23 protein-coding genes are annotated in these 25,817 nt (G+C 72.5%); 13 read left to right on the forward strand and 10 right to left on the reverse strand.

What is annotated here, in order from left to right; translation table 11 throughout:
• Window positions 1-6: 6 nt before the first annotated feature.
• The 3 genes from arcA to Q0963_RS07590 all read right to left on the reverse strand — a co-directional run bounded on the left by arcA (window position 7) and on the right by Q0963_RS07590 (window position 3,195).
• Window positions 7-1,260 (reverse strand): arginine deiminase, encoded by a 1,254-nt coding sequence (gene arcA, locus Q0963_RS07580; RefSeq protein WP_299444807.1) that lies wholly within the window; start codon window positions 1,258-1,260, stop codon window positions 7-9.
• Window positions 1,261-1,324: 64 nt separating this feature from the next.
• Entirely contained in the window at window positions 1,325-2,533 is a 1,209-nt protein-coding gene (locus Q0963_RS07585; protein ID WP_299444808.1) for a YibE/F family protein, read from the reverse strand.
• 188 nt (window positions 2,534-2,721) lie between these two features.
• Entirely contained in the window at window positions 2,722-3,195 is a 474-nt protein-coding gene (locus Q0963_RS07590) for an SRPBCC family protein (RefSeq protein ID WP_299444809.1), read from the reverse strand.
• 223 nt (window positions 3,196-3,418) lie between these two features.
• Between Q0963_RS07590 and Q0963_RS07595 the strand changes: the two genes are divergently transcribed.
• From Q0963_RS07595 to Q0963_RS07625, 7 genes are all read left to right on the forward strand, one after another.
• On the forward strand, window positions 3,419-3,916 hold the full coding sequence (locus tag Q0963_RS07595; RefSeq protein WP_299444810.1) for a dsRBD fold-containing protein: 498 nt from the start codon (window positions 3,419-3,421) through the stop codon (window positions 3,914-3,916).
• Between the two features lie 126 nt (window positions 3,917-4,042).
• Window positions 4,043-5,089, forward strand: coding sequence for a LacI family DNA-binding transcriptional regulator (locus Q0963_RS07600; RefSeq protein ID WP_299444811.1), 1,047 nt, complete (start codon window positions 4,043-4,045; stop codon window positions 5,087-5,089).
• A gap of 71 nt (window positions 5,090-5,160) precedes the next feature.
• A complete protein-coding gene (locus tag Q0963_RS07605) occupies window positions 5,161-6,441 on the forward strand; it encodes a sugar ABC transporter substrate-binding protein (protein ID WP_299444812.1) in 1,281 nt (426 codons plus the stop codon).
• 1 nt (window position 6,442) lies between these two features.
• Entirely contained in the window at window positions 6,443-7,390 is a 948-nt protein-coding gene (locus tag Q0963_RS07610) for a carbohydrate ABC transporter permease (protein WP_299444813.1), read from the forward strand.
• A gap of 7 nt (window positions 7,391-7,397) precedes the next feature.
• Entirely contained in the window at window positions 7,398-8,222 is an 825-nt protein-coding gene (locus Q0963_RS07615) for a carbohydrate ABC transporter permease (protein WP_299444814.1), read from the forward strand.
• A 71-nt stretch (window positions 8,223-8,293) separates the two neighbouring features.
• Window positions 8,294-9,877 (forward strand): glucoamylase family protein, encoded by a 1,584-nt coding sequence (locus Q0963_RS07620; protein ID WP_299444815.1) that lies wholly within the window; start codon window positions 8,294-8,296, stop codon window positions 9,875-9,877.
• 20 nt (window positions 9,878-9,897) lie between these two features.
• On the forward strand, window positions 9,898-11,766 hold the full coding sequence (locus Q0963_RS07625) for a glycoside hydrolase family 3 protein (protein ID WP_299445002.1): 1,869 nt from the start codon (window positions 9,898-9,900) through the stop codon (window positions 11,764-11,766).
• Between the two features lie 9 nt (window positions 11,767-11,775).
• Here Q0963_RS07625 and Q0963_RS07630 read toward each other — a convergent pair whose 3' ends face one another.
• The gene (locus Q0963_RS07630; protein WP_299444816.1) at window positions 11,776-12,459 is read right to left on the reverse strand and encodes a hypothetical protein; all 684 of its coding nucleotides are present in this window, start codon (window positions 12,457-12,459) and stop codon (window positions 11,776-11,778) included.
• A 505-nt stretch (window positions 12,460-12,964) separates the two neighbouring features.
• Here Q0963_RS07630 and Q0963_RS07635 point away from each other — a divergent pair.
• Entirely contained in the window at window positions 12,965-14,425 is a 1,461-nt protein-coding gene (locus tag Q0963_RS07635; protein ID WP_299444817.1) for a S8 family serine peptidase, read from the forward strand.
• A gap of 68 nt (window positions 14,426-14,493) precedes the next feature.
• Here the strand turns inward: Q0963_RS07635 and Q0963_RS07640 are convergent, their stop codons facing one another.
• From Q0963_RS07640 to Q0963_RS07655, 4 genes are all read right to left on the reverse strand, one after another.
• Window positions 14,494-14,913, reverse strand: a complete 420-nt coding sequence (locus tag Q0963_RS07640) for a hypothetical protein (RefSeq protein WP_299444818.1) — start codon at window positions 14,911-14,913, stop codon at window positions 14,494-14,496.
• 85 nt (window positions 14,914-14,998) lie between these two features.
• The gene (locus Q0963_RS07645) at window positions 14,999-16,090 is read right to left on the reverse strand and encodes an aromatic acid exporter family protein (RefSeq protein ID WP_299444819.1); all 1,092 of its coding nucleotides are present in this window, start codon (window positions 16,088-16,090) and stop codon (window positions 14,999-15,001) included.
• A 66-nt stretch (window positions 16,091-16,156) separates the two neighbouring features.
• Window positions 16,157-16,885, reverse strand: a complete 729-nt coding sequence (locus Q0963_RS07650) for a methyltransferase domain-containing protein (RefSeq protein WP_367180038.1) — start codon at window positions 16,883-16,885, stop codon at window positions 16,157-16,159.
• 27 nt (window positions 16,886-16,912) lie between these two features.
• Entirely contained in the window at window positions 16,913-18,139 is a 1,227-nt protein-coding gene (locus Q0963_RS07655; RefSeq protein ID WP_299444820.1) for an MFS transporter, read from the reverse strand.
• 74 nt (window positions 18,140-18,213) lie between these two features.
• On the opposite strand from Q0963_RS07655, the gene Q0963_RS07660 reads away from it, so the two are divergent.
• Window positions 18,214-18,795 (forward strand): CGNR zinc finger domain-containing protein, encoded by a 582-nt coding sequence (locus tag Q0963_RS07660; RefSeq protein ID WP_299444821.1) that lies wholly within the window; start codon window positions 18,214-18,216, stop codon window positions 18,793-18,795.
• 179 nt (window positions 18,796-18,974) lie between these two features.
• On the forward strand, window positions 18,975-20,087 hold the full coding sequence (gene mraY / locus Q0963_RS07665) for a phospho-N-acetylmuramoyl-pentapeptide-transferase (protein ID WP_299444822.1): 1,113 nt from the start codon (window positions 18,975-18,977) through the stop codon (window positions 20,085-20,087).
• Between the two features lie 130 nt (window positions 20,088-20,217).
• Here mraY and dnaB read toward each other — a convergent pair whose 3' ends face one another.
• Both dnaB and Q0963_RS07675 read right to left on the reverse strand, forming a co-directional pair.
• Window positions 20,218-21,588 carry a replicative DNA helicase gene (gene dnaB / locus Q0963_RS07670; protein ID WP_299444823.1) on the reverse strand — a complete coding sequence of 457 codons (1,371 nt, stop codon included), beginning with the start codon at window positions 21,586-21,588 and terminating at the stop codon, window positions 20,218-20,220.
• Between the two features lie 421 nt (window positions 21,589-22,009).
• On the reverse strand, window positions 22,010-22,285 hold the full coding sequence (locus Q0963_RS07675) for a DUF2277 domain-containing protein (protein WP_299444824.1): 276 nt from the start codon (window positions 22,283-22,285) through the stop codon (window positions 22,010-22,012).
• 74 nt (window positions 22,286-22,359) lie between these two features.
• Here Q0963_RS07675 and Q0963_RS07680 point away from each other — a divergent pair, with 74 nt between their 5' ends.
• The 3 genes from Q0963_RS07680 (at window position 22,360) to Q0963_RS07690 (ending at window position 25,763) form a co-directional block, all read left to right on the forward strand.
• Window positions 22,360-23,586, forward strand: coding sequence for an acetyl-CoA hydrolase/transferase family protein (locus Q0963_RS07680; RefSeq protein WP_299444825.1), 1,227 nt, complete (start codon window positions 22,360-22,362; stop codon window positions 23,584-23,586).
• Between the two features lie 16 nt (window positions 23,587-23,602).
• The gene (locus Q0963_RS07685) at window positions 23,603-24,325 is read left to right on the forward strand and encodes a DNA alkylation repair protein (protein ID WP_299444826.1); all 723 of its coding nucleotides are present in this window, start codon (window positions 23,603-23,605) and stop codon (window positions 24,323-24,325) included.
• Window positions 24,326-24,404: 79 nt separating this feature from the next.
• A complete protein-coding gene (locus Q0963_RS07690) occupies window positions 24,405-25,763 on the forward strand; it encodes an MATE family efflux transporter (RefSeq protein WP_299444827.1) in 1,359 nt (452 codons plus the stop codon).
• Window positions 25,764-25,817 lie beyond the last annotated feature (54 nt).

A 25,817-nucleotide genomic window follows, 5' to 3' on the forward strand; every position in this document is an offset into this window, starting at 1 on the left:
GGCCGGTCAGTAGTCGACGGGGTCGCGCACGATCGGGCAGGTCATGCAGTGCCCGCCGCCGCGGCCGCGGCCCAGCTCGGAGCCGACGATCTCGACGACCTCGATGCCGGCGTCGCGCAGCAGCGCGTTCGTCGTCGTGTTGCGGTCGTAGGTGAACACGACGCCGGGCTCGACGGCGACGGCGTTGTTGCCGCTGTCCCACTGCTGGCGCTCCGAGGCGTACACGTCGCCCCCGGTCTCGATGACCCGCAGCTCGCCGACGCCGAGCGCCTCGGCGACGACCTTGGTGAAGCGGCCCTCGCCGGCGTCCTCGACCTCGACCCCCGGGTCCTTGTCGGAGGGGTGCAGGACGAAGGTGTGGACGTTGTCCATGATCGTCGGGTAGAGCGTGACGACGTCGCGGTCGGCGAAGGTGAAGACCGTGTCGAGGTGCATCGCGGCCCGCAGCTGTGGCATCCCGGCGACGATCACCTTCTCGGCGGCCCCCTGCGCGAAGAGGGACGCCGCGACCTGGGTGATGCCCTGCCGCGAGGTCCGCTCGCTCATCCCCATGAGGACCACGCCGTTGCCGACCGGCATGACGTCGCCACCCTCGACCGTGGCCTCGCCCCACTCGGCCTCGGGGTCGCCCCACCAGATGGTGGAGTCCCGGAAGTCGGGGTGGAAGGTGTAGATCGCCTTGTAGATGAGCGTCTCGTTCTCGCGAGCCGGCCAGTAGAGCGGGTTGAGCGTGAGACCGCCGTAGACCCAGCACGTGGTGTCGCGGGTGTACAGGGTGTTCGGCAGCGGCGGCATGAGGTACTCGCGAGCGCCGGTCTGCTCCCGGGCGAGCATGACCCACGGGGTGCGGAACTCCTCGGGGAGGTCGGGGATCGCGAGGCCACCGATGAGGTACTCGGCGAGCCACTGCGGGTCGAGGGTCTCGAGGAAGGCGCGGGTGCTGTCGACGAGCCCGAGCCCGACGTGGTTCGCGACGATCTTGCGGTCCAGCAGCCAGTCCCGGGCGCCGGGGATGGCCATCGTCTCGGCGAGGAGGTCATGCAGCTCGATGACCTCGACCCCGCGCTCCCTGAGCTTGCCGACGAAGTCGGCGTGGTCGCGCTGCGCCTGCTCGACCCACATGACGTCGTCGAAGAGCAGCTCGGAGGAGTTGCTCGGCGTCAGCCGGCGGTGGGCCAGCCCAGGCCGGCACACGAGGACCTTGCGGAGCCGCCCGACCTCGGAGTGCACTCCGTGGATGGCGGGCTGGTTCTGGGTCATGGGTGTCCTCCGGTCGACGGCGTCGGGAGCGTCCGGACGTGGGGACGCCGCCGCGCTGATCCCATCACAGCGCGCCCCGCGGCACCAGCATGGCCTCCGCGGGCGTCGTCCGCGGCGGAGGGGCGACGATGACCGCGACCGCGGTCGTCGCGGGGATCGCGAGCACGAGCCCGACCGCGCTGGCCAGGGTGCGGACCACCTCGGCCGAGATGTCCTCGGAGAGGAACAGGGTGTCCACGCCCTGGCCGGACAGCGCGATGAGCAGCAGGATCGGCAGCGCAGCACCGGCATACGCGAAGACGATGGTGTACACGGTCGAGGCCAGGTGGTCACGTCCGATCCGCATCGCCGACGCGAAGAGTGCGGCGCGGCTGCGGGCGGGGTCGGCGGCGCGCAGCTCCCACACGGCCGAGGTCTGGCTGATCGTCACGTCGTTGAGCACACCGAACGCCGCGATGAGCACGCCACAGGCGACGAGATCATGCAGGTGGACGTCGGCGGCCAGGGCCTGGAGCAGGCCGCCGTTCTCGTCACCGACGCCGGTGAGCCGGGCCGCGTCGGATCCGAGGACACCGGCGACCGCCGTCAGGGCGAGGCCCACCACGGTGCCCAGGAGGGCGGTCGACGTGCGCAGGCTGAGCCCGTGGGTGAGATAGAGGACGACGAGCATCGTGGCACCGGACGCGGTGAGCCCCACCGCGACCGGAGGTGCCCCCTGGAGCAGGGCCGGGGCGACGAAGCCCAGCAGGATGAAACCGCCGAGCCCGAGGCTGACGAGGGCCGCCAGCCCACGCCACCGCGCGACGATGAGCACGAGCACGACGAAGATGGCGGTGAGGACGAGCAGCGGCGGATCACGGTCGACGCCCGCGTACGAGTAGGCGCTGTCGAGAATGGCGCCCTGGGTCGCCGCATCGCCGGCCGACTCGTCGGGGAGCTTGAGCAGCGTGACGGTGTCACCGGCGCGCAGACCCGACCGCGAGACCTCCGGCTGGATCCGCACGACCTGGGTCGACCCGTCCTCCAGCCGCGTCACGAGCTGTCCGCAGTCGGGGGCGCCGGCGGGACCACCGTCGACCGAGTCGGGGGCGACCGCCGGGCACGGTTCGGTGAGCGACACGACCGTGCCCTGCGGGAACGTGGCACCGGCCACGGCGTAGTCGAGGTTGGGGTTCTTGGGGATGCTCCCCTCCGGCCAGAGCACCACGAGACCGACAGCGGTGGCCGCTGCCGTCAGGATGACGAGGATGACGACGACGACCCGCGTCACCATGGGGGTGGGCGGCAGGTCATCAGGCGCGGTGGCCCCCGGTGCGGTCCCGGCCCCGTGAGCATGGCGCCCCACGGTCAGCACGACCTCGGGCGGGGTTGAGTGGCGGCGGCGGTCGGCACGACGCAGAACCTAGCAATCCGGCTCGGTATGTCCCGAGCCGACCCGGGCCCGTCCGAGCCGCGGTCCGCTCAGGCGTCGGCCTCGGCCTCGGCCTTGAGCTGGGCGAGGCCCTTCTCGAGGTCGGGACCGATGAGCTCCTCCATCGGCTTCACCAGCGAGAACAGCCGCATCGCCGTCGACAGCTCCCCGTGCATGAGCCACTCGACGTGGGTCTCGGGCGTCTCGCCGTCCTGGGGGGTGAGGACGAACTCGACGCGGGACCTCGCCGGGAACGGCTTCTCGAAGGTGAGCGCGAGGTCGACGCGCTGGGGCTCGTCGCCGGTGATCTCCATCGTGCCCCGGCCGGCCTTGCGGTTGCCGTCCCAGGCGTACTTGGCCCCCACGCCGCGCTCGGCGCCCGAGTAGGTGCGCTGCAGGTGGGGGTCGAGGTCCTCCCACGGGGACCAGCGCGGCCAGGCATGGAAGTCGTCGATGAGGTCGTGGATCCGGCTCGGCGGGGCGAGGACGATCGTCTCGCGGCGGACGGTGTAGGGCGTGGCCATGCCCCAGTCTGGCGTCCCCGGGTGCCCGGGCGACAGAGGGCGCGCGGGAACGGCGCATGTCGGAAGCCCATCAGCCGGTTGCCGGGCACGGAGCGAGCGAGACCACAACCGGCTCCTCTGGCGTGGCGCCCTCGGTCCGGGCGATGATCGAGGTGGGCGCCGTCGGCCGTCGCCACCGCCTCGGCGCTCAGGGACCCGGTGACGAGGAGCCCAGGAGGCTGCCATGCAGGCACGACGCGGAGACCACATCGTCCTCGCCGGCGAACAGGTCGACGACCCGGTCCGTGCAGGTGAGGTCGTCGAGACCGGCGCGGACGGCGCACCGCCCTACAGCGTCCGCTGGGACGACGGACGGACCAGCACGATCTTCCCCGGGCCCGGGTCGGTGCTGCGGGTCGAGTCGGGAACGGAAGAGGAACACTCCGGGGTCGTCGCCCGCCCCGAGCTCGGGTCGATGCGGCAGTGGAGCGTGCGGGTCACCCTCTTCGAGCGCGGCGACGACACGACCGCGACCGTGGCGCTGCTCGCCGACTCCGCCGGGGCCCTGACGGCACGGGCCACGAGCCACCGGTCGGCGGCGGATGCACCCGACCCCCATATCGGCGACGAGGTCGCCGTCGCCCGGGCGCTGCACCGCCTGGCAGACCGGATCGTCGCGGACGCCGAGCGCGACATCGAACGCGCGACGGGCGAGCAGGACGTGCACGTCCGCTCGCACTGACCCGGGCGACCCGCGACGGGGCGCCGCAGAAAACCCGTCCGTCACCAAACCCCCGGCCACCGTCGGCGCGTGGCACTGTAAGCCCTTACAACGTTCTGTAAGCGCTTACAAGGAGGTGGCGCGGACATGGCCACCCATGCCGCTCGAACGCCCGCGGGGGCGACGATCTACTCGGTCGCCGACGCCGCCGGTGTCTCCATCGCCACCGTGTCCCGGGTCATCCAGGGGACCGGAGCGGTGTCCGAGCGCACCCGCACCAAGGTCCTCGACGCCATCGAACGGCTCGACTACATGCCGACGGCGGCCGCCCGCAGCCTCGCCGTGCGCCAGCACGAGGCCCTCGGCCTGGTCCTTCCCGAGCTGAGCGGGCCCTACTTCTCCGAGCTGCTCATGGGCTTCGAGGAGGCCGCCGCCGAGCATCGGCTCAGCGTCGTGCTGTCCCTCGCCGAGCACGGTGGCACCCTCGACGCCGACCGGTTCGCCCGCCTCGCCGCCACGGTCGACGGCATCGCCGTCCTCGGTGGGGTGGTCGACGACGGCGCCCTGCGTCGGATCGCCCGCCAGAAGCCTCTCCTCGTCGTCGCAGGGGCCGAGACCCCGGGGGTCGACCGGCTCGCGGCCGAGAACACGACGAGCAGCGCCGCGCTCACCGCCCATCTCCTCGACGCCCACGGCCGCACCCGCCCGGTGTTCGTCGGGGACCCCGACATCGCCCCCGACGTCCGGCAGCGCTTCGAGGGCTTCCGCGGCGTGCTCCAGGAGCGCGGCATCGCCGTCCCCGACCCGCTGCGCGGTGGGCTCCGCGAGGCGGACGGCGTCCGTGCGGCCGAGCGGCTGCTGGCCGACGGGATGCCCGCCGACGCCGTCGTCTGTGCGAACGACGAGATCGCGCTCGCCCTCACCACCCGGCTCGCCGGCGCCGGGGTCGGCGTCCCCGCGGACGTCGCCGTCACCGGCTGGGACGACGTGATGGCCGCCCGCTACGTCCGGCCCGGGCTCACGACGGTGCGCCAGCCGGTCCGCGAGCTGGGCGGCCTCGTCGCGCGCCGCCTGCACGAGCGGGTCACCGGCGCCACCGGCCCGCAGGACGAGAGCGTCCTCGCCACTCGCGTCGTCATCCGCGGGTCCTGCGGCTGCCCGGAGCCCGGCCACCCGGACCAGCGGGCCACCTGACCCATCGGTCCGACCCACCCCCCCACACCTGCCCGTCCCCCATCCCACCCCGCAAGGAAGAGAGCACCACCATGAGAAGAACGTCGACGACATCCCTGGCCCTCGTGGCCACCCTGGCCCTGACCGTGAGCGCGTGCGGCCGCAGCGACACCACCGAGGACGCAGCGGCGGCGACCGGCGCCGCCGTGGCCGACGGCAAGGCGACCGGGACCATCACCGTGTGGGCCATGGGCGCCGAGGGCGAGAAGCTGCCCGAGATCACCAAGGAGTTCGAGGCCGCCAACCCCGGGGCCAAGGTCGAGGTCACCGCCATCCCCTGGGACGCCGCCCACGACAAGTTCACCACCGCGATCACCGCGAACAAGACCCCCGACGTGGCCATGGTCGGCACGACCTGGATGGGCGAGTTCGCCGGCATGGACGCGCTCGACCCCACCCCCGGCGAGATCGACACGTCCGTCTTCTTCGACGGCGCCCAGAAGACCACCGAGGTGGGCGGCACCTCGTACGGCATCCCCTGGTACGTGGAGACGCGCCTCGTCTACTACCGCACCGACCTCGCCGAGAAGGCGGGCATCACGACCCCGCCGACCGACTGGGCCGGCCTGAAGGACATGGCCAAGGCGATGCAGGACAAGGCGGGCGCCAAGTACGGCATCGGGCTGCAGGCCGGCGGCGTCGGCTCCTGGCAGTCGGTCATGCCGTTCGCCTGGTCGGCCGGCGCCGACCTGACCAAGGACGGCGGCGAGGCCTACAACTTCGACAGCCCCGAGCTCCTCAAGGCGGCGCAGTACTACCAGTCCTTCTTCACCGAGGGCATCGCCGACAAGGCCGCGCCGGCCACCCCCACGACCGAGCCCGACTTCGCCAGCGGCAAGGTGCCGATGTTCATCTCCGGCCCCTGGATGATGTCCGCCGTCGAGAAGGCCGGCGGCGAGGGCTTCGAGGACAAGTACGACGTCATGCAGATCCCGGCCGACACCCAGTCGTCGTCGTTCGTCGGCGGCTCCAACCTCGTCGTCTTCAAGAACACCGAGAACCGTGACTCCGCCTGGAAGTTCGTGCAGTGGCTCGCCGAGCCCGAGACCCAGGTCGACTGGTACGGGGTCTCCACCGACCTCCCGTCCGTGAAGAGCGCCTGGCAGGACCCGGCCCTGGCCGACGACAGCAAGCTCGCCGTCTTCGGCAAGCAGCTCGAGACCGCCCAGGCCCCGCCGTCGTTCTCGACGTGGGAGCAGGTCGTGAGCACCTTCGACACCGAGATGGAGAAGGTCACCAAGACCGGCGCCGACCCGGCGGCCGCTCTCGAGACCGTGCAGTCGCAGGCCGAGTCGATCGGCACCGGCAACTGACATGTCCACCCTCACCGACGGCGCGGACACCGCGCGCCGCGAGCAGCTCCCCTCCCGGAAGGCTCGTCCTCGCACGGGCCTCCGGGAGGGGCGGGCGGCCTGGGTGCTCGCCCTGCCGTTCGTCCTGCTGTTCCTCGTGTTCACGGTCTGGCCGGTGCTCCAGTCGCTCTTCATGAGCGTCACGGACACCCGCGCCCAGGACCTGCGCACCCCGCTCGCCGTCGACTTCGTGGGCCTGGAGAACTACGCCCGGGCGCTGACCGACGAGAACTTCCTGCGGGCCGCACGCAACACCGCGTACTTCGTCGTCGTCGGCGTCCCGCTGACGCTGACGCTGGCGCTGGCGGCCGCGGTCGCCCTCGACCGCGGGATCACCCGGTTCCGGTCGGCGTTCCGGCTGGGCTTCTACACCCCCGTCGTCACCTCGATCGTCGCCGTCGCAGTCGTCTGGCAGTTCCTGCTCCAGCGCGAGTTCGGGCTCATCAACACCGTCCTCGGCTGGGTCGGCATCACGGGGCCCAACTGGCTCGGCGACCCCGACTGGTCGATGCCGGCGCTCATCATGATGGCGGCCTGGCGCAACTTCGGTACCGGCATGATCATCTTCCTCGCCGGCCTCCAGGCGGTGCCGTGGGCCCTGCACGAGGCCGCGGCCATCGACGGGGCCAACGCCTGGCAGCGGTTCCGGCACATCACCCTGCCGCTCATGAAGCCGACGATCCTCTTCGTCTCCGTCACGACGATGATCGGCTACCTCCAGTTCTTCGAGGAGCCCTTCGTCATGACGAACGGCGGCCCGCTCGACAGCACGGTGTCGATGTCGCTCTACACCTACCGGCAGTTCGGGTTCGGCAACTACGCCTACGCCGCCTCGCTCAGCTACCTCATCTTCGTCGTCGTGGCGCTCGTCACGGCCCTCCAGTTCCGCGCGCTGCGCGAGAAGGGGTGAGCACACCGTGAACGCCAAGAACCCCGGCAAGTGGTGGCTGTACGTCCTGCTCTCCCTCGCGGTCGTCGTCGTGGCCGCCCCGTTCGTCTGGATGGTGCTCGGCAGCTTCAAGACCACTGCCGAGCTGCGCCAGAGCCCCCCGACATGGCTGCCCGAGACCGCCACACTCGACAACTACACCCAGCTGTTCTCCCGCCTCGACTTCGGGACGTACTTCTTCAACTCGACCGTCGTCGCCGTCGTCGTCACGGCGGGCAACCTGCTCTTCTGCTCGATGCTGGGCTACGCCCTGGCGATGCTGGAGTTCCGGGGGAAGCGCGCCCTGTTCGGCCTCGTCATGGGCACCCTCCTCATCCCCGGGGTCGTCACCTTCGTGCCGCTGTTCGTCCTCGTGGCCAACGCCGGCCTCATCGACACCCTCCCGGGCCTGATGCTGCCCTTCCTGGCCGCCCCGTTCGGGGTGTTCCTCATGCGGCAGTTCATCCTCGGCCTGCCGCGGGACCTGCTCGACGCGGGCCGGGTCGACGGTGCGGGGGAGCTGCGCATCTTCGCCAAGATCATCCTGCCGCTGTGCGGGCCCGCGCTGGCGACCCTCGGCATCCTCACCTTCCTCGGCAGCTGGAACAACTTCCTCTGGCCCCTCGTCGTGGCCCAGACCGAGGACACCTACACCCTCCCGGTGGCGCTCGCCCTGTACTCCAAGGGCCAGAACGCCACGAACTACGGGCTGCTCCTCGCCGGCGCCACCGTCGTGGTGATCCCGGTCCTCATGGTGTTCCTCGCGTTCCAGCGACGCGTCATCGAGGGCATCGCCACGACCGGCATCAAGTAGCCCACAGCACTGCACGCACACCCGACCGCCACGGGTCGCCGCCCGGCGACACCGACGAACGGAGACCGACCATGACCGACCTCACCATCCCCACCGCAGCCCGCCGACAGGTGATCCTCGGGGGCGCCGCCGCCCTCGTGGGCCTCGGCGCCGCCCCGCAGGCAGCCGCGGCCGTGGCGCCCGCGCGCGGCGTCCCGAACTCCCGGCTCCACCGCTGGGCGAGGGACACCTGGCACAGCCTCGACGCGATGACCGTGCCGGCCACCGGCCTGCCCGCCGACAACATCCCCGAGTCCCTCGCCCCGGGCGACCGGTCCGGCTACACCTCCCCGACGAACATCGGTGGCTACCTGTGGTCGACCGTCGTCGCCCGCGAGCTCGGCATCATCTCGCCCGCCGACGCCAGCCGGCGGATGCTGCGGACGATCCAGACCCTCGAGGGAATGGAGCACCACGAGCCGAGCGGCATGTTCTACAACTGGTACGACGAGGCCACCGGTGACGCGATCCGCTCCTGGCCCGGCACCGGGGCCACGGTCCACCCGTTCGTCTCCAGCGTCGACAGCGGCTGGCTGGGCGCGGCCCTGCTCGTCGTGAGCACGGCCGACCGCGTCGCCGGTCCGCGGGCGAAGGCACTGTTCGAGCGGATGCGCTGGGACGCCTTCTACAACCCCGGCGACGGCGCCGACGGCCACCCCATGGTGCGCACCGGCGGGCTCATGCACGGTGGGTTCTTCGTCTTCGACCACGAGCGTCCCGGCGGGGTCTACCGCGGCACCCACATCGGCGGCGAGGACGTCTGGCTCACCACCCACCACTACGACACGATCGTCTCCGAGACCCGCATCACGAGCTACCTCGGGATCCTCACCGGGCAGGTGCCCGGCAAGCACTACTTCGCCCCCTGGCGCACGTTCCCCGCGAGCTGCGACTGGGCCTGGCCCGAGATGCAGCCGGTCGGGGAGACCCGCACCTACCTCGGGGTGGATGTGTACGAGGGCGCCTACACCTACCGCGGCATGCACATCGTCCCCGGCTGGGGCGGCAGCATGTTCGAGGAGCTGATGCCCGCCGTGTTCGTCCCGGAGGAGACCTGGGCACCCCGCAGCTGGGGCGTCAACCACCCCCTCCACGTCCGGGCCGAGCGCGAGCACGGCATGGAGGAGGCCGGATACGGCTACTGGGGCTTCTCCCCGGCGAGCGACCCGTTCGCCAACTACCGGGAGTACGGCGTCGACGCTCTGGGCATGAACCCCGAGGGCTACTTCTCCGACCGGGAGAGCACCAACTACGACGCCGGGTTCGGCGACTGCCGCGAAGGCACCAACCCGACCCCCGAGTACGGCGACGGTGTCGTCACCCCGCACGCCTCCTTCCTCGCGATGATGGTCGAGCGTGGCGAGGCCACCGCCAACCTGCTGCGGATCGAGCAGCAGCTCGGCGCCTACGGCAAGGGCGGCTTCTTCGACGCCGTCGCGGTCGGCTCGGGCACCATCGCCCGTCGCTACCTCTCGCTCGACCAGGCCATGGTCATGGGTGCCCTCGGCAACGTCCTCGGCAAGGACATGCTCCGCCGCGCCTTCAGCACCCCCGACGTCGAGGCCGCCCTGCGCCCGGTCATCGGGCTCGAGGAGTTCGGGGCGGGCATCGCATGAGCGCCTCGTCCGCACCCGAGATGTCCCCCGCCGTCGCCCACCCCGCGACCGGTGACACGCCGGCCTGGCGCGACCTCAACGGCAACGGCGTCCTGGACCCCTACGAGGATCCGCGCCGACCCGTGGAGGAGCGCGTCGAGGACCTCCTCGGGCGGCTCTCCCTCGAGGAGAAGGTCGGCCTGATGTTCCACACCGTCATCGAGGCGGGCGCCGACGGCGGGGTGCTCGAGACACCGGGCAAGATCAGCAAGTCCCCCACGAGCGACGTCGTGCTGCGCAAGCACCTGTCGCACTTCAACGTCCACGAGCTGCGGGACGCCCGGCAGGCGGCACGGTGGAGCAACGCCCTCCAGCGGCTCGCCGAGCGCACCCCGCACGGCATCCCCGTGACGGTCAGCACCGACCCGCGGCACGCCTTCATCGAGAACGCCGGCGTCTCGTTCGCCGCGGGGTCGTTCTCGCAGTGGCCCGAGCCGCTCGGGCTCGCGGCGCTGCGCGACGTGGACCTCGTCCGCCGCTTCGCCGACATCGCCCGGCGGGAGTACCGCGCCGTCGGCATCCGGGCGGCGCTGCACCCCACCCTGGACCTCGCGACCGAGCCCCGGTGGGCCCGGCAGGCGGGCACCTTTGGGCAGGACCCGGCCCTCGCTGGCGACCTCGGGGTGGCCTACCTCGAGGGCTTCCAGGGCTCCGCCGACCTCGGCCCGGACGCCGTCTCGTGCGTGACGAAGCACTTCCCCGGCGGCGGCCCGCAGCAGGACGGCGAGGACGCCCACTTCCCGTACGGGCGTGAACAGGTCTACCCGGGGGGCCGGTTCGCCGACCACCTCGCGCCGTTCCCACGGGCGATCGCGGCCGGGACCGCGGCGATCATGCCGTACTACGGGATGCCGGTCGGGCTCGAGGTCGACGGCGAGCCCATCGAGCAGGTCGGCTTCGGCTACAACCGGCAGGTCGTCACCGGGCTGCTCCGCGAGAAGCTCGGATTCGACGGTGTCGTCCTCACCGACTGGGAGCTCGTCAACGACAACCATGTCGGCGACCAGGTGCTCCCCGCGCGGGCCTGGGGTGTCGAGCACCTCGACCCCAGCGGGCGGATGGAGCTGATCCTGGAGGCCGGGGCCGACCAGTTCGGGGGGGAGGAGTGCGTCGACCTGCTCCTCGACCTCGTCCGCCGCGGACGCGTGCCGGAGGCCCGGATCGACGAGTCGGCCCGTCGCCTGCTCCGGGTGAAGTTCCGGCTCGGCCTGTTCGAGAACCCCTTCGTCGACGAGGACGTCGCGGTCGCGACGCTCGGCAACGAGGAGTTCCGTCGCGCCGGTCACGAGGCCCAGGCCGGGTCGGTGACGGTGCTGCGCAACGAGGCACCCGGCGGCCGCGGAGCCCCCGTCCTTCCGCTGCGCCCCGGGACGCGCGTCTACGCGGAAGGCGTCGGCCACGACGCCCTGACGGAGGCCGGGCTGCGGGCCGTCGCGTCACCGGAGCAGGCGGACGTGGCGCTCGTGCGGCTGGCGGCGCCCTTCGAGCACCGCGACGACCTCTTCCTCGAGGCGTGGTTCCACCAGGGCTCCCTGGACTTCCCGCCTGGGCTCGTCACCCGGATCGAGCGGATCGCGGCGCTCTGCCCGGTCGTCCTCGACCTCTCGCTCGACCGGCCGGCCATCCTCACCCCGCTCGTGCCGGTGTGCGCCGCGATCACGGCGACGTACGGCAGCAGCCCGGTCGCGCTTCTCGATGCGCTGACCGGCCTGACCCCACCGCGGGGACGGCTCCCGTTCGACCTCCCCCGGTCCATGGAGGCCGTGCGGCGCCACCCGGAGGACGTCCCGGGCTTCGGGGTCGAGGCCCTCTTCCGGTTCGGCGACGGGCTGGAGCTGCCCCTCGCCTGAGCCGGGCGGTTACAGGGCCGGGACGGCGAGGATGCTCTTGAGGTCTCCGACCCGGTCCGTGCACCACATGTCGAGGTCCGAGCCGTTCGCCGAGGCCACGAGCTTGCGGTACCCCAGGGACGACGTGTCGAGCGAACCCTGGAGGTAGTCGACGCAGAGGTCGGAGGTCGTGGCCGTCGACGACGACCCGTCGTCGGCCTTGGCCCCGTCCTTGGCCTTGGGCTTGGCCTTGGCCTTCGTCGTGGCCGGGTCGGAGGACGTGGGCTTCGCGTTCGACGTGGCACCGCCGGTGCTGGTCCGGTCCGGCGACGGGGCGGCCGTGCGGCTGGACCCGCCGGACGTCGCCGGGGCGCTCGCGCCCGTGGGCCGCGTCGCGGGGGCGCTGGTGGGGCTGGGCTCGGTGCGCGGGGTCGCGCTGGACGGCTTGGCCGCCGCGACGGCCCCGCTCGGGGCCACCGTGCGCGACGCCGTGATGCTGTGGACGCCGTCGATGGCCTGCGGCGCCGCCGCGGACCATCCCACGGCCCGCATGGCTGCCCCCGGAACGTCTGCGGCCGACATGCCCGTCAGCGAGAGCGCGGCGCCGCTCGTCGCCACGATCCCGACGGTGGCCAGGGCGGAGATCCACAGGACCCGGTGCCGCCGGTGGCGGCTCTTCACCACCGTCGTGCGCCGGGCGCTCCGGCTGGTCACCGAGCCCCCCGGGGCCGGTCGGGTCTTTCCGGGTCGCTTGGGGTGGGACGTGCGGGGTCGGCGCGACGGGTACATGGCCCGGCGACGCTCCACCCGCGTCAGCTGCACCTTCGGTTCGTCCTGCATCCCCCCACTTTCCACAGACGGGGAGCGGGGTCGCAGACGATCCGGGGGGCGATCGACCATTCGGCCGATGGAATTCGAGCCACTTGACCGGACCTTTACCTTTACTTGACGAACCTCCGGCCCCACGGAGCCCGCCCAGCCCACCCGTCCCGTCGGTCACTCCACGGTGCGGACACCTCGGGGGCTACCCCCGGGTAAGGCTCGTCCCCGGTGCTGGTCGGCCCCGGGTAAAAGTTCCGTACATTCCCCGTGGCACCGTGAACCGATACCCCCGCGGGCCCCGAGCGCGCGCCTATCGTCCCCGGTCCAGACACCCCGTGGACCGACCGACCCGGCCACTCACGCACCACACGCGACGGGGTGACGGAGGAACACCACCGTGCGACTCAAGCCCACAACCGCCGTCGGCGCCGCGATCCTCGCGGCCGCCGCCGGGCTCACCACACCCCTGACCGCCAGTGCCGGCGCCGACCTCGCCCCGGTCTCCACGCACCTCTCGGGCACCCTCGGCTCACTCACCGGGGCAGGCCAGGCGATCGTCATGGTCCACGGCGCCACCCTGGCCGATGCCGAGGACGCCGTCGCCGAGGCAGGGATGACCCGCAAGTTCGCGTTCGAGAAGATCGGCGTCGTCGGCGCCCTCGGCACCGCGCAGCAGATCCAGGAGGTCCGCGCCCAGGACGGGGTTACCTACGTCGAGGGCAACGCCCCCATCGAGCTCTTCCAGGAGACCTCGAACAAGGCCACCCGCGGGCTTGAGGCCGCCCAGACCCTCACCGGGGCCGACGGCAAGCCGCTGACCGGCAACGGCGTCAGCGTCGCCGTCATCGACTCCGGCGTCGACCCGACCCACCCGTACTTCCGCGAGGCCGACGGCTCCAGCGCTGTCGTGGCCAACCTCAAGACGGTGTGCGAGCCGCTGACCGAGACCGTGTGCACCGTCCAGCGCGTCCCCGGATCGGTCGACACCGACACGCTCTCCGGCGGGGGCCACGGCACCCACGTGAGCGGCATCGTCGCGGGCAACCCGACGACGCTCACCGACGGTGGCACGCTCCAGGGCGCGGCCCCCGGCGCCAAGCTCGTCTCGGTCTCGACGGGTGCGGTCCTGTTCATCATCGGCGCGGACGCAGCGCTCAACTGGGTGCTCGAGAACCACGCAGCCCCCTGTGGCCCCGGCGTCCCCGCGAGCACCTGCCCGCCGATCAAGGTGACGAACAACAGCTACGGCCCGAGCGGCGGCGGCGACTTCGACCCGAACTCCGCGACGGTCAAGCTGCAGCGTGCGCTCGTGAAGGAGGGCGTCGTCTCGGTCTGGGCCAACGGCAACGACGGCGGTGACGGCTCGGAGAGCCTGTCGAACCCGCCCGGTCAGGACCCGACCGGCGGGATCCTGTCGGTCGCGTCGTACTACGACCAGGACACCGGGACGCGCAACGGCACCGTGTCCGACTACAGCTCGCGCGGCAAGGCCGGTGACCAGTCGACCTACCCGGACATCTCGGCGCCCGGTGAGGACATCACCTCCGCCTGCCGGGTGTACCTCCCGATCTGCATGACCGGGCTGGACCCGCGCAACGGCCCCGGCCCGCTGGACCTCGGGACCTTCAACACGATCAGCGGCACCTCGATGGCCGCCCCGCACATCGCGGGCATCGTCGCCCAGCTGTTCCAGGCGAACCCGAACGCGACCCCGGCGCAGGTCGAGTCGGCGCTGAAGCGGACGGCGCACAAGTACACCGACGGCGCGCCCTACGAGAGCGGGCCGCTCGGCACCACCTCGTTCGACAAGGGCTACGGCCTCGTCGACGTCGTGGCGGCCGCCGGCGCGCTCGGCTGAGCTCACCGCCGCACGCAGAACGCCCGGGCCGATCGGCCCGGGCGTTCTGCGTGTGCTGGGTCCGACGATCACTCGTAGTCGTGGGCCCACCCGTCGACGATCTTGTTGCCGTTCCCGTCGAACATGACGGCGTGGTAGTCGTGGGCTCCCGAACCGCGGTACCGGTAGACGTAGGACGAGTACTGACCGTCGACCTTGACGGTGGTGTCGGAGTTGCCGTTCCGGGTGCGGATGACGAGCTTCATGTACTTCTGAACGCTGCCGTACCCACCCCGGGCGTACAGGTACGCATTCCCGGCCTCGCTGAAGGTCGGCGCACAGATGGTCGCGACGACCTTGCCGCCGTGCGAGAAGCTGCGCTGGTAGTACGACGACCCGCTGATCTTGCTTGCACAGAAGTCGGCGGCATGCGCCGGCGACGACGCAGCGACCCCCATCCCCAGCGCCAGCGACAGGACGGCCGCTCCAGCGGCACGCGTGAGCTTCATGATGTCTCCCCCTCGATCTGCGGCGGACCCTCCGCCGCCGGGGACCACCGTAGGGCCGGACGCGCAGGGCTGCAGGTCGGGGACGTCAGGTGCGGATCGGCCGGGCCGAGGCCACGTCGTCGACGACCTCGACAATGGCCTGGAGGTCGGCGATGAGGGCGCCGTACAGGGGCCACATCAGGGCGGGCAGGTCGGACCGGGACAGGTCCGCGACGAGGGAGCGCAGGTCCTCGCGCGCCTCGGCCACGTCGGCGTCCGGGTCGGCGACACCGCGACCGACCCGAGCCAACAGGTCGACGTAGCGGTCCCGGAAGGTGTCGTCCCACTCCCGCGCATCCCGGCTGGCACCCCGCAGGTGCCGGGCGATGCTGCGCGCCTGCGCCACCCCGTCCTCGAGCCGCTCGAGGACCGCGGGATAGGCGTGCGGGGCGGTCTCGGGGTGTCGGCGACCGCGGAGGTTCCAGGCCCGGCTCTCCTGCGAGTGCCGCACGAGTGACCAGGCGTGGTCGAGGTCGGCGTCGATCGAGCGGGTCCGGGCGATCCAGTCGTCCTCGTCCTGCTCCGCCCAGGGGCGGCGCAGCTGGTCGGCGATGTCGACGAGCAGCCGCCCGAGTCGGCGGTCGACCGCGTCGACCTGCTCGCGGGCGCTCCGGTCGTCGAGCGGAGGCAGGACCACCGCATTGACGAGCAGGGCCACGGCGACGCCGACCACGGTGGCCAGCAACCGGTCCGGAATGGTGGCGAGCGCTGCCTGGTCCGACGTCTCGGAGCCCGTGGTGATGACGAACAGCGCCGTCGTCGCGATGGTGACGCCTTCGTCTCGCACCCAGGGGAGGCGGGCGAGGACCAGGCCGACGAGGAGGGCTGGGGCGAGCGCCCACGACGTCGTCCCGAGCAGCTGGACGACGCCGAGCGCGAGGACGACTCCCACGCCGACGGCGAGCACGGTTTCCGCGCCGCGCCGGACGGAGCGGCGCACCGTCGCATGGACCGTGAGCAGGGCGACCCAGGGCGCGAGGAACGCCTGCTCGAGGCCGAGGACGTCACGGGTCACGACCCAGGCGAGCACGGCGGCCACGACGGACTTGACCACCTGGAGGGCCTCGGTCTGCGTCACCGGCGAGGTCACGAACGCGGCGACACGTGACCAGGGCCTCCGGTCGGGGAGCATGCTCATCGCTCCAGTCAAGCCCACGACGCGCCCGCGGGCAGCCCTCGTGGGAGCCCTGGTCGGGTCAGCGGCTCAGCCCGGGACGCGCCACACCGACACGTGGGCCGTGCTGTCACCCGTGAACGGAGCGCCGTGCCAGTCCGCGGTCCGGCGCTCGAGCGTCATCCCGGCGAGGCGGGCCATGAGGTCGAGCTCCGCCGGCCAGACGTAGCGGTAGTGGTGCGCCAGGTAGCGGAAGGAGCCGTCGTCCTCGCGGGTGTAGTGGTGCGACACCGCCTCCTGGGTCTCGACGTCGTAGGTGTCGACGGCCACGTGGTCGGCGGAGAGGTCGAAGGGCACCGCGCTCTGCCCTGGGGGGGCGCCGCAGGGGCGGGACGCCCACCTCGACGACGAAGCGGCCCCCGGGAGCGAGGTGGCGGGCGGCGTTCGCGAAGCAGGCGACTGCTCGTCCTGGGTCCGCAGGTTGCCGATCGTGTTGTACACGAGGTAGACGAGAGCGAACCGGCCCGGTGCGACGGTCGTCGCCATGTCGCCGACGACGACGGGGAGGCCGGGCATCGTGACGTGGAGGCGGTCGACCATCGGCTGCGACAGCTCGATGCCCGCGACATCGACGCCCCGGGCCGCGAGCGGGATCGCGACCCGGCCGGTCCCGATGGCCAGCTCGAGCGCCCGCCCGTTCCCGGCCAGCTCGGCCAGGGTGTCGACGACCGGGTCGAGGACCTCGGGCCGGAACATCGCCGCGGACACCTCGTCGTAGCGGGCTGCCCTCGCGTCGTCCCACAGGTCGCTGCTCGTCATCGCTCCACTCTGGTCCCGGACTGCGCCTCACGCCAACGGGTTTCCGCTCGCCGCGGGCGTGCCCGCCCGCGGCCCGCTGCGTTCGAGGTGGGACCTGAGGGCCGGTTGGGCGAGCGCGAGGGCGAGGCTCGCCACGGCCAGCGTGGTCCACGCGGCGCCGGGCCCCCATCGGGCCAGCAGCTGGGTGCCCGCGAGCGGGGCGACGACGGCGGCCAGGCCCCAGCTGACTCCGTAGACGGCCAGGTACCGCCCTCGCGCATCGGGCGGCGCGACGGCGGCGACCAGCGCGTAGGCCCGGCCGAGGAGCACCGCGTCCCCGACGCTCCAGAGGACGGTCGTGACCGTGAAGACGAGGAGGGTGTCGGCGCGGGCATAGAGGAACAGCCCCGCGGCGACGAGCACGTAGCCGGCAGCCATGGCCGTGTGATGGTCGGCGCGGGCGAGGGCGCGCACGCGGGTGAGCAGGGGCTGCGCGGCGATGATGGTGGCGGCGGACGTCGTGAGCAGGATGCCCATGGCCGCTGGAGGCAGGCCCCGCGCCGTGAGCGTGAGCGGGAGGGCGATGGTGATCTGCAGGTAGATGACAGCGAACACCGTGCCGGCGGCGACGAGCGCGAGAAGCCCGGTGTCCGCCCACGGGCGCGCCGGTGCTGCGCCGCCGGTACCGACCCGCCGGGAGGCGTCGCGCCGTGGGAGCAGGAGCGTGACGGCGGCCGCGCACACGAGGCAGGTGGCCGCGTCGACGACGAAGAGCAGGCGCAGGTCCCAGCCGGCGACGAGCGCGGCCAGCAGTCCGGCCCCCATCCCGGCCGCTGCCATCGCGGCGGCGAGCAGGCCGTAGGCCTGGGTGTGCTGGGCGGGTGGGGTGCTGTCGGCGATGAGGGCCTGGCTCGGAGGCTCGTAGATCTCGAAGGCGAGACCGAGCAGGACGACCGCGACCGCCACCACGCCGAGGGTCGGCGCGGCGGCGACGAGGAGCTGGGCGGCAGCCGTGGCACCGAGACCACCCGCGATCGTGACCTTCGCGCCCAGGCGGTCGGCGAGGCGTCCACCGAACAGCCGTGAAGGGATGGTCGCCGCGCCGAACGCCGCGAAGAGGTAGCCGGCCTCGGCGACCGTCGCGCCGAACTCCTGCACCAGGGTCACCGCGAGGAAGGGCAGGGTGAACGCCCCGAGGCGGTTCGCCGCCCGGGCGAGCACCAGCGCCCACACCGTGGCGGGCAGGTCCCGGTAGGAGGGGGTCCCGGTCGGCATCGCGGCCCTTCGGTCGTCATCACTGGTAAACTTGCCGTAGGCAGTTACGACAGGTCGAGGCTACGGAGGAAACGGTGACCGGTCAAGGTGGCTTCGACAGTCACGTCCTGGCGCTCGTCGACGTCGCCGCCCGGCTCGTGAACGCCACGTCCCCCGGCGACGCGGGGGGTCACCCGGTCGCCGCCCCGACGGGAGACGCGCTGCGCAGCGCGGTCGCGGAGGCGCTCGGTGGCCCGGAGCGACGGACGCCCACGGTCACCGCGGCCCACGCAGACGCCCTGGCCGGCATCGCGCTCCGGCTGCGCGAGGTGTTCGACGCCGCAGCCGAGGGGCGCGTCGCGGATGCCGTCACGGTGCTCAACGACGTCATGGCGGCCACCGGGGCGCGCCCGCAGCTGGACCCGCTCCCCGACGGGGGCTGGCACGTCCACTTCCACGGCACGACGGACGACCTCGCCACCGGCTGGGCCGCAGGCTGCGCCGCCGGGCTCGCCCTGGCCGTCGGCAGCAACCTCGCCGGCCGCCTCGGGGTCTGCGCCGCGGACCGCTGTGACCGGGTCTACGTGGACGTCACGAAGAACTCCACGCGTCGGTTCTGCTCGACGGCCTGCCAGAACCGCACCAAGGCGGCCGCGTTCCGCGCTCGGCGGCACTGAGCATCCGGTCCCGGCGAGCCCGTGCGGTGCGGACCCGCCGAGCCGACTAGCCTGCATGGTCGGTGCGGAGCCGACATCGGCCCCGCACGGGGGACGGGTCTGCGGGGGACCGATCGTGCGGCCGTCCCCGGCGCGGTCCTGCACCGTGCCCCATCGAACGCCGTCGCCGAGGAGAGTCGATGCTCAACGTGATGCTCGCCGGCGGTTTCGCCATGGTCGTGGCACTGCTCGGGACGCCGCTGTTCATCCGGTTCCTGGTCCGCCGCGGCTACGGCCAGCCGATCCACGACGACCTCACCCTGCACCACGTCAAGCGTGGGAAGCCGACGATGGGCGGCGCCGTGATCATCGGTGCGGCGCTGCTCGGCTACCTCGGCTCGCACCTGGTCCTGTTCACCGTCGACGGCCGCGGTCTCGCGGGGGTCTCGAGCAGCCGGTTCTCCGTCGGCGCCCTGCTCGTCCTGTTCCTCCTCGTCGGGCTCGGGCTCGTGGGCTTCCTGGACGACTACACGAAGATCCGCAACGAGCGCAGCCTCGGCCTGACCTCCCGGCAGAAGCTCGCGGGTCAGGCCTTGGTGACCGTCGTCTTCGCCGCCCTCGCCTTGTGGGCCCCCGGCGGCGACGGCCGCGCCCCCGCCTCGACCGCGATCTCCTTCGTGCGCGACACGCGGCTGGACCTCGCCGTCGCCGGGCCCGTCCTGGGCGCGCTGCTGTTCCTGCTCTGGGCCAACATCCTCATCACCGGGGCCTCCAACGGGGTCAACATCACCGACGGCCTCGACGGGCTGGCGACCGGCGCCTCGGTCATGGTGTTCGGGGCGTACACGATGATCGGCCTCTGGCAGCACAACCAGAGCTGCGCCGTGGCGCCCGGCCCCAGCTGCTACCCGGTCGCGGACGCCCTCGACCTCGCCGTCGTGGCGGCCGCCGTCGCCGGGGCCTGCTTCGGCTTCCTCTGGTGGAACGCCTCCCCGGCCAGCATCATCATGGGCGACACGGGGTCGCTGGCCCTGGGCGCGGCGCTGGCCGGCCTGGCCATCCTGACCCGGACCGAGCTGCTCCTCGGGATCCTCGGCGGGCTGTTCGTCCTCATCACGCTGTCCGTCATCGTCCAGGTCGCCAGCTTCCGGCTCACCGGGAGGCGCGTGTTCCGGATCGCACCCGTCCACCACCACTTCGAGCTCGTCGGCTGGGCCGAGGTCACCATCGTCACGCGCTTCTGGATCGTCGCCGGGATCTGCGTCCTGGCCGGCCTGAGCCTCTTCTACGGCGAGTGGGTCGTCAGCCTGTAGCCGAGGCCACGTCCGCGCCGGCGCGGTGACTGCCGGGCCCTCGGGACTCGGCGGAAAGACGCCCGCCGGAGAGGCACGACGTCGGCTGCTTCGAGGGACGTCGGCACGTCACAGTGCGTGCCTCTCGACGTCAGAAGCCGCCGTCCTTGGCCATGTTGTTGAAGCGGGAGTAATGGCCCTGGAAGGCCAGGACGATGTCCTTGGTCGGGCCGTTACGGTGCTTGGCGACGATGACGTCGGCCTCGCCCTCGCGCTCGACGTCGCCGCGGTCGCGGTGCAGGAGGATGACGAGGTCGGCGTCCTGCTCGATGGAGCCGGACTCGCGCAGGTCGCTCATCTGGGGCCGCTTGTCGGTGCGCTGCTCGGGGCCACGGTTCAGCTGGCTGATCGCGATGACCGGCACCTCGAGCTCCTTGGCGAGCAGCTTCAGGGCCCGGGAGAACTCCGAGACCTCCTGCTGACGCGACTCGACCTTCTTGCCGCTCGTCATGAGCTGGAGGTAGTCGATGACGACGAGCTTGAGGTTGTGCTGCTGCTTCAGACGGCGGGCCTTCGCCCGGATCTCCATGAGGGACATGTTGGGGCTGTCGTCGATGAACAGCGGCGCGCTGGAGATCTTGCCCATGATCCGGGCGAGCTTGGTCCACTGGTCCTGGTTCTTCAGGCCGCGCCGCAGGTCCTGGAGCTGGATGGTCGCCTCGGCGGACAGGATGCGCATCGTGATCTCGGTGCGGCTCATCTCGAGCGAGAACACCGCCGCCGCCATGTTGTGCTTGATCGCGGCCGCCCGGACGATGTCGATGCCCAGAGTGGACTTGCCGACGGCCGGGCGCGCCGCGACGACGATCATCTGGCCCGGGTGCAGGCCGTGGGTGAGCTCGTCGAGCTCAAGGAACCCGGTGGGGACCCCGATGAGGTCGTCGGTGCGCCCGGAGGCGGCCTCGATCTCCTCCATCGTCTCGTTGAGCAGCTCGCCGAGGACGTGGTAGTCCTCGCCACCGCGCTGCTCGGCGACGCCGTACACCTCGGCCTGGGCCCGGTTGACGATGTCGGCGATGTCGCCCTCACCCTGGGCGTACCCCATCTGCACGATGCGCGTGCCGGCCTCGACGAGCCGCCGCAGGACCGCCCGCTCGTGGACGATCTCGGCGTAGAACCCGGCATTGGCGGCGGTGGGGACCGACTGGATGAGCTGGTGGAGGTAGGCCTGCCCGCCGACCCGGGCGAGGTCACCGCGCTTGGACAGCTCGTCGGCGACGGTGATGGCGTCGGCCGGCTCGCCGCGGCCGAAGAGGTCGAGGATCGCGTCGAAGATCGCCTCGTGCGCGGGCCGGTAGAAGTCGTGGGCCTTGCACTCCTCGAGACAGTCGGCGATGGCGTCCTTGTTCAGGAGCATCGAGCCGAGCACCGACTGCTCGGCGCCCAGGTCCTGCGGCGGGACGCGCTCGTCGTGCCGGTCCGAGGATCCCGAGAAGGCCGTGCTCAGCTCCGCGATGGACACGCGTCCAACCCCTCTCGATGGCTCCGGGTGAGCCGCGACCGACATCTGCGCGGACCGGTCCGGCCGACCGTGGCTTCAGCACACCACGACGCACCGACAACAGGCCGGACCGGGTCCGCCGAGTCACCGTAAGACCGGCAACCCGAGGGATCCAAGCCCGGGACGGCGCCATCGTCCGAACGGCTGGGGATGTCGTGTGGACAACCTGGGGAAAACGCCCGGAATCGTTGTGCACCGACGGTGGAGAACCCTGTGGACCACTCGGCCCGACCCGTCGCAAACACCTCCTGACCTGCGGTAATACCGTCCACCGCATGTGCACGCAAGAAACATCCGGGCGTGTTGCCGTCCACAGGCCGGATCGGCCGATCGGACCACGGCGGGGCCCTCGATGGGCCCCGCGGCGTGCCGGCGCGGGGGCTCAGCCGGTCCGGCCGTAGCGCTCCGCCGCCCGTGCCCGGGCCTTGGCCGCCTCGACCTCGCGGTCCTTCGGCGGGGCCGTCGTCACGAGGTGGTCCAGGAGGCGCGCGGTCGCCTGTGCGACCTCCTCGACGGCGCGGTCGAAGGCCTCGGCGTTCGCCTGCGACGGACGGGTCGACCCGCTGACCTTGCGCACGTACTGGAGCGCGGCGGCACGCACCTCGTCGGTCGTCGCGGGGGGCTCGAAGTTGTGGAGCTGGCGGATGTTGCGGCACATGCCATCCACGGTAGGCCGCCGCGCGGGTGAGCACCCTCTGACGAACACGGGCCTCGAGGGTGCACGATCAAGTCATGCGCATCGTGACTCTGGAACAGCTGGGTCGCCGGCTCGCCGCCCTCCCCGGCACACCGCGGGTCGTCGTCTCCGGCAACTCGGCGGTGCCGTGGGACGCGCTGCGGGTCCTCGACGAGTCGCGTGACGAGTACATCGTCCACGCCCTCAACGCCCCGCCCGGCATCCCGGACCGGCCCGGGGTCACCGCCGAGACCACCTTCGTCGGCGCGGGCATGCGGCGGCATCAAGGGCTGTCCTACGTGCCGTGCCGGCTCTCGCTCGTCCCCATCCTCTACGCCGGGCCGCTGCCGCCGGACGTCGTCATCGTCCACTGCGCCCCACCACAGGACGGGATGCTCTCCCTCGGGATCGAGGTCAACGTCCTGCCGGCCGCCATCGAGGCGTGCCGGGCCCGCTCCGGGCTCGTCGTCGCCGTCGTCAACGACCGGATGCCGTACACCGGCGGCGACGCGCTCGTCGACGTCAGCGCCGTCGACCTCGCCGTCGAGGTGTCGGGCCCCCTCCCGGTGCACGAGCCACCGCCCCCCGCCGACGACAGCCGGGCCATCGGCGAGCGGGTCGCGGCCCGGGTCGCGGACGGCGCGACCCTTCAGGCCGGGATCGGGGCCATCCCGGACGCCACCATCGCCGCGCTGCGCGACCGGCGCGGGCTGCGGGTGTGGACCGAGATGTTCTCCGACGGCGTCGTCGCGCTCGACCGGGCCGGCGCCCTCGACCCCGACCACCCGTTGACCACGTCCTTCCTCTTCGGCTCCGCCGACCTGTACGCCTGGGTCGACGGCAACCCGCGGGTCCGGATGGCCCGCACCGAGACGACGAACGACCCGGGGCTCATCGCCCGACAGCGCGCGATGACCTCGGTCAACACGGCGCTCGAGGTCGACCTCTTCGGCCAGGCCAACGCGTCCCGCATCGACGCCCGGATCCACTCCGGGTTCGGCGGCCAGACCGACTTCGTCGTCGGGGCCCTGCACTCCCCGGGTGGGCAGTCGTTCATCGCGCTGCGCTCCTGGCACCCCAAGGCCGACGTCTCGACCGTGGTGCCCCTGCTCGACGAGCCGGTGACGAGCGTGCAGCAGACCGCCGTCGTCACCGAACAGGGCGTCGCGGAGCTGTTCGGCTACGACCAGCGCGCCCAGTGCCGGCACCTCATCCGCGACGCCGCCCACCCCCGCGTCCGCGAGGAGCTGTGGGAGGAGGCGCGCGCGCTCGGGCTCGCCTGACCCGCGACCGGATCCGATGACGACGCAGCGCCGCCGCTCCGACCCGCCGCTGGCGGCGGCGATGCGGGCCGCGCTGACCGACGTGGGCGACCCCGACCGGGCGGTCGCGTACCAGCAGTACATGAAGTCGGCCCTGCCCTTCCGCGGTCTCGCCATGCCCGAGTTCCGGGCCCTGATGCGGCCGCTGCTCGCCGACCCCGGCCTCGCCCCGGCCGACCGCCCGGAGTGGGAGCGCACCGTGCGAGCGCTGTGGGACGACCCCGAGGTGCGCGACGAGCGCTACGCCGCCATCGCGGTGGCCGGCCACCGCGCCGCCCGGCCCTGGCAGGACCCCGACGCCCTGCCGCTGTACCGCTACCTCATCGAGACCGGCGCGTGGTGGGACCTCGTCGACGCCGTGGCGCCCCGCCTCGTCGGCCCGATCCTGCGCTCGTTCCCGGACACCGTCGCGCCCGTCATCCGCGCCTGGGCCGTCGACGACGACCTCTGGGTGCGGCGCGCGGCGATCATCGCCCAGCTGGGGCACCGGACGGACACCGACACCGCGCTGCTCTCCGACGTCCTGGGCGCCAACCTCGAGGGCTCGCTGCACGGCCGCGAGTTCTTCGTCCGCAAGGCCGTCGGGTGGGCGCTGCGGCAGTACGCGCGCACCGACCCCGAGTGGGTCGTGGCCTGGGTCGCAGCCCACGAGGACCGGCTGTCCGGGCTGTCCCGCCGCGAGGCGCTCAAGCACCTGTGAGCACCGGCGCGGGCACGACACGGGTATCGGCGGCGGGCGCACACGCGCTCCGGCCCGGCGCCGTGCGAGAGTGCTCCGCGTGGGCCAGCAGCCGTCGGTGAGCCAGCACCGCGAGGTGCTCCGGCTGGCCCTCCCGGCGTTCCTCGCGCTCGTCGCGGAGCCGCTGTTCCTTCTCGTCGACTCGGCCATCGTCGGCCGTCTCGGGGTCGCACCCCTGGCCGGGCTCGGCGTCGCGAGTGCCGTGCTCCTCACCGCCGCCAACATCTTCGTGTTCCTCGCGTACGGGACCACCTCGGTCGTGGCCCGTCAGCTCGGCGCCGGCTCGCGGGCGGGCGCGGTGGCCGCCGGCATCGACGGGACGTGGCTCGCCGTGGCCCTCGGGGTCGGCACCACCGCCGTCGTCGCCACCGCCGCGAGACCGCTCGCCGGGCTCTTCGGCGCCTCCCCGGAGGCGCTCGACCAGGCCACGACGTACCTGCGGATCTCGGCCTACGGCATCCCCGCGATGCTCGTCGTCCTCGCCACCACCGGCGTGCTCCGTGGGCTCCAGGACACCCGCACCCCGCTCGTCGCGGCGGTCGCCGGGTTCAGCGCGAACGCCGGGCTCAGCCTGTGGTTCGTCCACGGCCTCGGCTGGGGCATCGCCGGCTCCGCGTGGGGCACCGTCATCGCGCAGACCGGGATGGCGGCGGCGCTCGTCACCGTCCTGGTCCGCGAGGCCGGGCGCACCGAGGTGCCGCTGCGGGCGCACCCGGGCCGGGTGCTGTCGGCCGCGCGCGGCGGGGTGCCGCTGCTCGTGCGCACCCTCGCGCTGCGCGGCGTCCTCGTCCTCACGACGTGGGTCGCCGCCGGGCTCGGTGACGTGCCGCTCGCGTCGTACCAGGTGACCGCGACCATCTGGTCCTTCCTCACCTTCGCACTCGACGCCATCGCGATCGCGGCGCAGGCCATCACCGGGCGGTCCCTCGGCGCCGGGGATCTCGGCACGACCCGGGCCGCGACGAGCCTCATGGTGCGGTGGGGCGTGCTGTCCGGGATCGTGCTCGGGCTCGTCGTACTGCTCGTGCGGCCCTTCGTCGGGCCGTTCTTCACCCCGGACGCGGCGGTGCAGTCGGCGATCGCGGCGGGGCTGCTCGTCGTCGCGATCGGCCAGCCGCTCTCGGGCTTCGTGTTCGTCATCGACGGCGTCCTCATCGGCGCGGGGGACGGCGCGTGGCTCGCGCGGGCGATGGCGGTGACGCTGGTGTTCTACCTGCCGATCGCGCTCGGGCTGCACCTCGCCGGGGACTGGCTGCTGCAGGGCGGGACCACGAAGGGCCAGGCCGACGCCGTGACGTGGCTGTGGGTGGCGTTCACCCTGTTCATGGCGGTGCGCGGCACGTTGATGTGGATGCGGGTGCGCACCGACCGCTGGATGGTCACCGGCGCCACCCGCTGACAACCCCGACTTTTTAGGCTGGCGTCCGCCGACACGCCGTATCCGGGCGCTCAG

Source organism: uncultured Phycicoccus sp. (assembly GCF_947495705.1).
GTDB lineage: Bacteria > Actinomycetota > Actinomycetes > Actinomycetales > Dermatophilaceae > Phycicoccus.